The organism is Pseudomonas libanensis, assembly GCF_001439685.1.
Lineage (GTDB): Bacteria > Pseudomonadota > Gammaproteobacteria > Pseudomonadales > Pseudomonadaceae > Aquipseudomonas > Aquipseudomonas libanensis.
Window position 1 is genome coordinate 1 of sequence record NZ_JYLH01000034.1, and the last position, 7,001, is coordinate 7,001.

Consider the following 7,001-nt stretch of genomic DNA (forward strand, 5'->3'; position numbering starts at 1 on the left):
CGAAGCCCAACGGCGAAACCGCCAGTTACCGCTATGACCCATTCGGGCGGCGCATCAGCAAGACCGTGGAGGGCAAGACCACCGAGTTTTTCTGGCAAGGCGACAAGTTGATTGCCGAGCACCATGCGGACCGCCACCGCAGTTACATCTACGAGCCCGGCAGCTTCCGTCCACTGGTACTGCTGGAAGGCTACGGGCCACAAGCCACAACGCCCTACCACTACCAACTCGACCACCTCGGCACACCACAGGAACTCACCACGCCCGCAGGCGAAATCGTCTGGTCCGCCCACTACCGCGCCTACGGCCAAATCGCCCGGTTCGATGTAGGCAAAATCGACAATCCATTGCGTTTCCAGGGGCAGTACTTCGATCAGGAAAGCGGGCTGCACTACAACCGCCATCGCTACTACAATCCGGATATTGGTCGTTACCTGACGCCGGATCCGGTGAAGTTGGCGGGTGGGGTCAATGGCTACCAGTACGTGCCCAACCCTACGGGGTGGGTGGATCCGCTAGGATTAGCGTGTACTCGTGGCAAGTGTCCGGGGCAAAAAAGCCAAGCGTCTCACCGACATGAAGAAGAAACGCCAAAGGTAGGTAGCTCAACTCATTCAGTCACCTATGAGCAAGCGTTGAACAAGGCACTTGAATGGTTACTGGAAAACGACTTTCGGGCAGAAAAACCAAAACTAGGAAAATTCGGTGAACGTAAAGGTCAGCCCATCGGAATGCAAACAGCTGACGCGAGGACTGGTTATCGTATTGAATACGACGATAGGCATGGTGCTCACATTAACGTATGGACCCACAGAAAAAATGGCCCTCATTACACGTTTGAAGGCACATCAAAAACTGTGTTTCAGCTCACCAAGAGGTTCGCAAAAAAATGAGCTATCTTGACGATGAAATAATCAACGACTTCAAGCAAATGAACGTCCAATTCAGCGTTCCTTCAGAAGCTGAACACGACTCAATGGTTGAGTTAATAAATGAGACCATTCCTTTTTCAGGGAGCCAAATAGCGTGGAGCTCATTTAAAGAAATCACTTACATTGGTCCTTCCTCTTCGCACACTACGCTAGAGAGATTAGAAAAAAAAATAAAGTACGCTACGGAACGGAATATAATTTTCATCGGCGATGCAACCGATAACGCATATTCAATTACTATCAACGACCTTATGCACTCACTACATTTTTTTTCGAAAATACCTCAACATACGTACATACTTCAAAAACAGCTAGACTGGATTGCCTGCATTTCATTTGAGGGCGATGTTGATTTTGTAAAACTTTAGAACACCCCGAACCGCGAATGCTTTATGAAAAACTTGGGCGTATCGAAATCAGTTCTAATATGCAGTACTCAAGGCTAAATGAGGATACGAGTAACGGACACGGTTTCTGACCAAGGCATTCTGCATGTGAAACTCCATTCACCTTTCGGAAATTGCGTAGCTTTATGGAGCAGTCCCACACCAGAAATTGGTGAAGATCTAGACGTGGAGTTCGAGCTGAACGAAGTATTTTTTTGGAAAAAAAACATCATACCCTCGCTTAAAAATAAGCCACAGATCACTTTTACTAATGACACACACTCAATAATTGGCAAACTAATTCAAGATAAAGATGATGGTTGCGCCGCATTAAAGCTTGGCGACTCAATAATACTTATTGAACTTGACGAACCAATAAAAGAGGAATGCGATTTCGTAGAGTTGAAAGTAAATTCCATTCATCTATACCCAACAAACGTCTGAGTACGGCCTCAACCACTTCGCCGCGTACTCCGAACATGAGGTCAGCCCCTAGACCATGAGCCAAATTCGCCGCACAATCGGCTCATAAAATGAGCCGAATAGCCCCTCTATTCGGCTCACGACCCTAGGCGCTTTCCCATGAATCACCCGCACTGGATCTGGCAACACACCGACTGGCCCCACTTCCACTGGCAGCCCTGGCGTCTGGCGGCCTCGCTACGGGAGTGCGGGCAAGCCCAAGGCAAGCTTCTGGGCATGCTCGGTTCTGTCACCCAAGCGGTCAGTGCGCAAAATGAATTGGATGCACTGCTGCAAAATATCCTGACCTCCTCGGCCATAGAAGGTGAGCAATTGAACGTCGGCTCGGTGCGTTCATCACTGGCGCGACGAATGGGCTTGGAAGCCACGAAGGACGGTCAGGTAAGCCGCCGCAGTGAAGGGCTGGCGGATTTGATGATGGATGCCACCCAGCAATTCGACCAACCCTTCACCCGCGCTCGGTTATTGAATTGGCATCATTTATTGTTCCCTGCTCCCGAAGCAGGCTACGCCGCGCGCGCAGTCAAGGTCGGTGAATTGCGAGGCGATGAGCCTATGCAGGTCGTGTCAGGGCGACTTGATCGGCCGACCGTCCATTTCGAAGCACCACCACGTAAAGGCCTGGAGCAGGCCCTGGATGATTTCCTCGAGTGGTTCGAAACAAGCCGCAATCAACCTGAGCTGGATCCATTGGTACGCGCTGGCGTCGCGCATTTCTGGTTCATCACCTTGCATCCGTTCGATGACGGCAATGGTCGGCTGACACGCGCTATTACTGACTTGGCCCTGGCCCAGGGCGAACACCAAGCCATTCGCTTTTATGCGATGTCGGCCAGCATCCTCGAAGACCGTGCCGGTTATTACCACGCGTTGGAATCCAGCCAAAAGGCCACGCTGGATATTACCGACTGGCTGGAATGGTTCCTTAAAACCCTGCTGCGCAGCCTTCAGCAGGCGATGGCGCGGATTGACCGGGTGTTAGGCAAGAGCCGATTCTGGCAACAACACCGTGGCATCTCTTTGTCTGCCGAACAGGTCAAGGTACTCAACCGCCTGCTCGATGGTGGTGAGAGGGGCTTCGAACACGGCATCAGCGCCGCGCAGTACCAAGCGGTGGCAAAAGTGTCCAAGGCGACAGCAACACGCCACCTGGCCGACCTACTGGAAAAAAACTGCCTGATACGCCTCCCCGGAGGCGGCCGCAGCACGCGTTATCGGATCAATCCCACCCACGAGTAGCTCCCTGCTCATTTGCCCCCATCCCCCATGTCTGCTAGTGTCGCGCCGGTTTACCGTCTACCGGAATTGCCGCCATGGCCCGCAAAAAAGTTGCACTGGATTTCGAACAATCCCTCGCCGACCTGCAAACCCTGGTCGAGCGGCTGGAGAACGGCGAGTTGTCGCTGGAGGACTCGTTGACGGCGTTTGAGCAGGGTATCGGCCTGACCCGCGACTGCCAGAGCGCGTTGGCGCAGGCGGAGCAGAAGGTCCAGGTGTTGCTGGAGCGTGATGGGGAGTTGGCCGAAGAACCTTTCGATGCGGAACAGCCGGAATGATCGACGCGTACCAGGCCAGTAGCCAAGCCCGGGTGAATGCGGCGCTGGAGCCCTTGTTTGTCGCGCCAAGCCCGGAAATGACGCGCCTCTATGAAGCCATGCGCTACAGCGTCATGAATGGCGGCAAGCGTGTGCGGCCGTTGCTGGCCTATGCGGCCTGTGAAGCCCTGGGTGCGCCAGCCGAAGAAGCCAATGGTGCCGCCTGCGCGGTGGAGCTGATCCACGCCTATTCTCTGGTACATGACGACTTACCGGCAATGGACGACGACGATCTGCGTCGCGGCCAGCCCACCACCCACAAAGCCTTTGATGAAGCCTATGCGATCCTGGCCGGTGATGGCTTGCAGAGCCTGGCGTTCAGCGCATTGCTGGACCCGCGTTTGAGCAGCGTCAACGCCGAAATCCGCCTGCGCATGGTAACCGCCTTGGCCCACGCTGCAGGCCCAGCCGGCATGGTCGGCGGGCAAGCCATCGACATGGGTTCGGTCAGCCTCAAGCTGGATCAAGAAGCCCTCGAGCACATGCATCGCCACAAGACCGGTGCGCTGATTGAAGCGGCCGTGCACTTGGGCGCCTTGGCCAGTGGCCGTGCCGAAACCGCGCAGTTGGCGGCCCTGCAAACCTATTCCCGGGCTATCGGCCTGGCGTTCCAGGTACAGGACGACATTCTCGACGTAGAAAGTGACACGGCTACCTTGGGCAAGCGCCAAGGCGCCGATATTGCACGGGACAAGCCGACATACCCTGCATTGCTTGGGCTGGAAGCCGCCAAGGCATATGCCATTGAACTGCGTGACCAAGCCCTGGATGCCCTGCGACCTTTCGACGCGGCGGCCGAGCCCCTGCGGGACCTGGCGCGGTATATCGTCGAGCGTCGCCACTGACAACCCCGGCCATTTGCGCCGCATATCGGCCAAGTTCGGCGCTCTGCGTGGGCAGTTTGCACGGCTTGAGGTAAACTGCCGCCTCTTCTATACCTATAACGATTCGCCTGATGCCCACGACGTTTCAAGAGATTCCCCGCAAACGCCCGTCCACGCCCTTGCTCGACCGCGCTGCCACGCCGGACGGCCTGCGTCGACTGGGTGAAGCCGAGCTGGAAACCCTGGCCGATGAGTTGCGCCTGGAATTGCTCTACACGGTCGGCCAGACCGGTGGGCATTTCGGCGCCGGGCTGGGCGTGATCGAGCTGACCATCGCCCTGCATTACGTGTTCGACACCCCGGATGACCGGCTGGTGTGGGATGTGGGCCATCAGGCGTATCCGCACAAGATCCTCACCGGCCGTCGCGAGCGCATGGGCAGCCTGCGCCAGAAGGACGGCCTGGCCGCCTTCCCGCGACGTTCGGAGAGCGAGTACGACACCTTTGGCGTCGGCCACTCCAGCACCTCCATCAGTGCAGCGCTGGGCATGGCGATTGCCGCCCGCCTGCAAGGCAGCGAGCGCAAAGCCATTGCCGTGATCGGCGATGGCGCGCTGACCGCCGGCATGGCCTTTGAGGCGCTCAACCACGCCCCGGAAGTGGACGCCAACATGTTGGTGATCCTCAACGACAACGACATGTCGATCTCGCGCAATGTCGGGGGCCTGTCCAATTACCTGGCGAAGATCCTTTCCAGCCGCACCTACGCCAGCATGCGCGAAGGCAGCAAGAAAGTGCTCTCGCGCCTGCCTGGCGCGTGGGAAATTGCCCGTCGCACCGAAGAATACGCCAAGGGCATGCTGGTGCCCGGCACTCTGTTCGAAGAGCTGGGCTGGAACTACATCGGCCCTATCGACGGCCACGACCTGCCGACCCTGATCGCCACCTTGCGTAACATGCGTGACCTCAAGGGCCCGCAGTTCCTGCATATCGTCACCAAGAAAGGCAAAGGCTTCGCCCCGGCGGAAGTCGACCCGATTGGCTACCACGCGATCACCAAGCTTGAACCCCTGGACGCCCCCGCCGCTGCGCCGAAAAAAGCCAGCGGGCCGAAGTATTCCGGTGTTTTCGGCGAATGGCTGTGCGACATGGCCGCCGCCGACCCGCGCCTGGTGGGCATTACCCCGGCAATGAAGGAAGGCTCCGACCTGGTGGCGTTCAGCGAGCGTTTCCCGCTGCGTTACTTCGACGTGGCGATTGCCGAGCAGCACGCCGTCACCTTCGCCGCTGGCATGGCCTGCGAAGGCGCCAAGCCGGTGGTAGCGATCTACTCCACCTTCCTGCAGCGCGGCTATGACCAGCTTGTTCACGATGTGGCGGTGCAGAACCTCGATGTACTGTTCGCCATCGACCGCGCCGGCCTGGTGGGCGAAGACGGCCCGACCCACGCCGGTAGTTTCGACCTGTCCTACTTGCGCTGCATCCCCGGCATGCTGGTGATGACGCCGAGCGACGAGAACGAACTGCGCAAGATGCTCAGCACCGGCCACCTGTACAGCGGCCCGGCCGCTGTACGTTACCCGCGGGGCAATGGCCCGAACGCGGTGATCGAGAAAGATCTGGAGCCGATTGAGATCGGTAAAGGCATCGTGCGTCGCCAAGGCAGCAAAACCGCATTCCTGGTATTTGGTGTGCAACTGGCCGAAGCGCTGAAAGTCGCCGAGAAAATCGACGCCACTGTGGTCGACATGCGTTTCGTCAAACCGCTGGATGAAGCGCTGGTGCGCGAGATCGCAGCTAGCCATGAGCTGCTGGTGACGGTTGAAGAGAACGCGATCATGGGCGGCGCCGGGGCGGCGGTCAGCGAATTCCTGGCGCGGGAGAATATTCTCAAGTCGGTGCTGCACCTGGGCCTGCCGGATCTGTACGTCGAGCACGCCAAGCCGGCGCAGATGCTGGCTGAGTGCGGGTTGGATGAGGCCGGCATCGAAGCCTCGGTCCGCGAGCGCATGGCGCTGCTGGGCCTGTAGAAACCGGGACTAAAATGTGGGAGGGGGCTTGCCCCCGATGAGCATAGGTATCTACACAACTTTGTAGGCTGTAGCAGCCGACGGTAACCACGATGCGAAGCGAGTCGCTCTTGATCTTGATCTGCTTTTGATCTTAGGCGCCCCGTTAAACCACGCTGGCCGGAATTCGACAGGGGTTTGGGGGGTAAACCGGCAGGGATGCCGGTTTAGCCGCCCCGCGCCATGGATGGCGCGTGGCGGCGACCCCCCAAATCACTGGCGAATTACGGGCACACCGAGCCTGAGCGAGGTGCCGAGTGGTGGGGCAAGAGCCTTTTGGTTACTTTTGGGCTCTTTTCAAAAGTGACCCGCTGTAAAAGCGGAACCAATAGCAGCCATTACCGCAGGAACCGATATGTACGCGGTCTGACCCGAGATTCTGGTCGGCTTTAAGGCCGCCTTCGCAGGCAAGCCAGCTCCCACATTTGGATCGCGGTGCGTCAGCTCGATCAGCGTCGGCTGTCAGTCCGTCACGGAGCAAGCTCCCTCGCCACAGGTCCAGCGTCGCCCCAAAGTTGTGTAGATACCTATGCCCCGATGAGGGAGTGTCAGCAAGCACATCTGCAACTGACGCGCCGCCATCGGGGGCAAGCCCCCTTGTGTCTTGAGCCAGGATTAGACTGAGGGTGAGAGCGGTGAGTAGCAAGCTGAATGCCCCGAGTGCTTAAAGCACGTGTGGGAGCCCACGCTGCTACTCACCCCTCCGCTCTGG

The 7,001-nt window shown here is 57.9% G+C and carries 7 protein-coding genes; all 7 read left to right on the forward strand.

Annotation, left to right across the window (positions count from 1 at the left end; genetic code table 11):
• The coding region (locus TU73_RS27770; RefSeq protein ID WP_209434874.1) for an RHS repeat-associated core domain-containing protein at positions 1 to 893 on the forward strand (893 nt) is incomplete at its 5' end.
• A complete protein-coding gene (locus TU73_RS27775) occupies positions 890 to 1,300 on the forward strand; it encodes a hypothetical protein (protein ID WP_057014844.1) in 411 nt (136 codons plus the stop codon). The genes TU73_RS27770 and TU73_RS27775, both read left to right, overlap by 4 nt.
• Positions 1,301 to 1,426: 126 nt before the next feature.
• Positions 1,427 to 1,762, forward strand: a complete 336-nt coding sequence (locus TU73_RS27780) for a hypothetical protein (protein WP_156421262.1) — start codon at positions 1,427 to 1,429, stop codon at positions 1,760 to 1,762.
• Between the two features lie 138 nt (positions 1,763 to 1,900).
• A complete protein-coding gene (locus TU73_RS27785; RefSeq protein WP_057014846.1) occupies positions 1,901 to 3,040 on the forward strand; it encodes a Fic family protein in 1,140 nt (379 codons plus the stop codon).
• Positions 3,041 to 3,114: 74 nt separating this feature from the next.
• Positions 3,115 to 3,357 (forward strand): exodeoxyribonuclease VII small subunit, encoded by a 243-nt coding sequence (locus TU73_RS27790; RefSeq protein WP_003176346.1) that lies wholly within the window; start codon positions 3,115 to 3,117, stop codon positions 3,355 to 3,357.
• Complete coding sequence (ispA, locus tag TU73_RS27795; RefSeq protein WP_057014847.1) at positions 3,354 to 4,241, forward strand: (2E,6E)-farnesyl diphosphate synthase; 888 nt, start codon at positions 3,354 to 3,356, stop codon at positions 4,239 to 4,241. The genes TU73_RS27790 and ispA overlap by 4 nt, the downstream gene beginning before the upstream one ends.
• Positions 4,242 to 4,351: 110 nt before the next feature.
• Positions 4,352 to 6,250 (forward strand): 1-deoxy-D-xylulose-5-phosphate synthase, encoded by a 1,899-nt coding sequence (gene dxs, locus TU73_RS27800; RefSeq protein ID WP_057014848.1) that lies wholly within the window; start codon positions 4,352 to 4,354, stop codon positions 6,248 to 6,250.
• Positions 6,251 to 7,001 lie beyond the last annotated feature (751 nt).

Bases quoted from the DNA above. Each gene is read 5' to 3' on its own strand.
- dxs (WP_057014848.1), top strand. From the start codon at position 4,352: ATGCCCACGACGTTTCAAGAGATTCCCCGCAAACGCCCGTCCACGCCC.
- TU73_RS27775 (WP_057014844.1), top strand. From the start codon at position 890: ATGAGCTATCTTGACGATGAAATAATCAACGACTTCAAGCAAATGAAC.
- TU73_RS27790 (WP_003176346.1), top strand. From the start codon at position 3,115: ATGGCCCGCAAAAAAGTTGCACTGGATTTCGAACAATCCCTCGCCGAC.
- TU73_RS27785 (WP_057014846.1), top strand. From the start codon at position 1,901: ATGAATCACCCGCACTGGATCTGGCAACACACCGACTGGCCCCACTTC.
- ispA (WP_057014847.1), top strand. From the start codon at position 3,354: ATGATCGACGCGTACCAGGCCAGTAGCCAAGCCCGGGTGAATGCGGCG.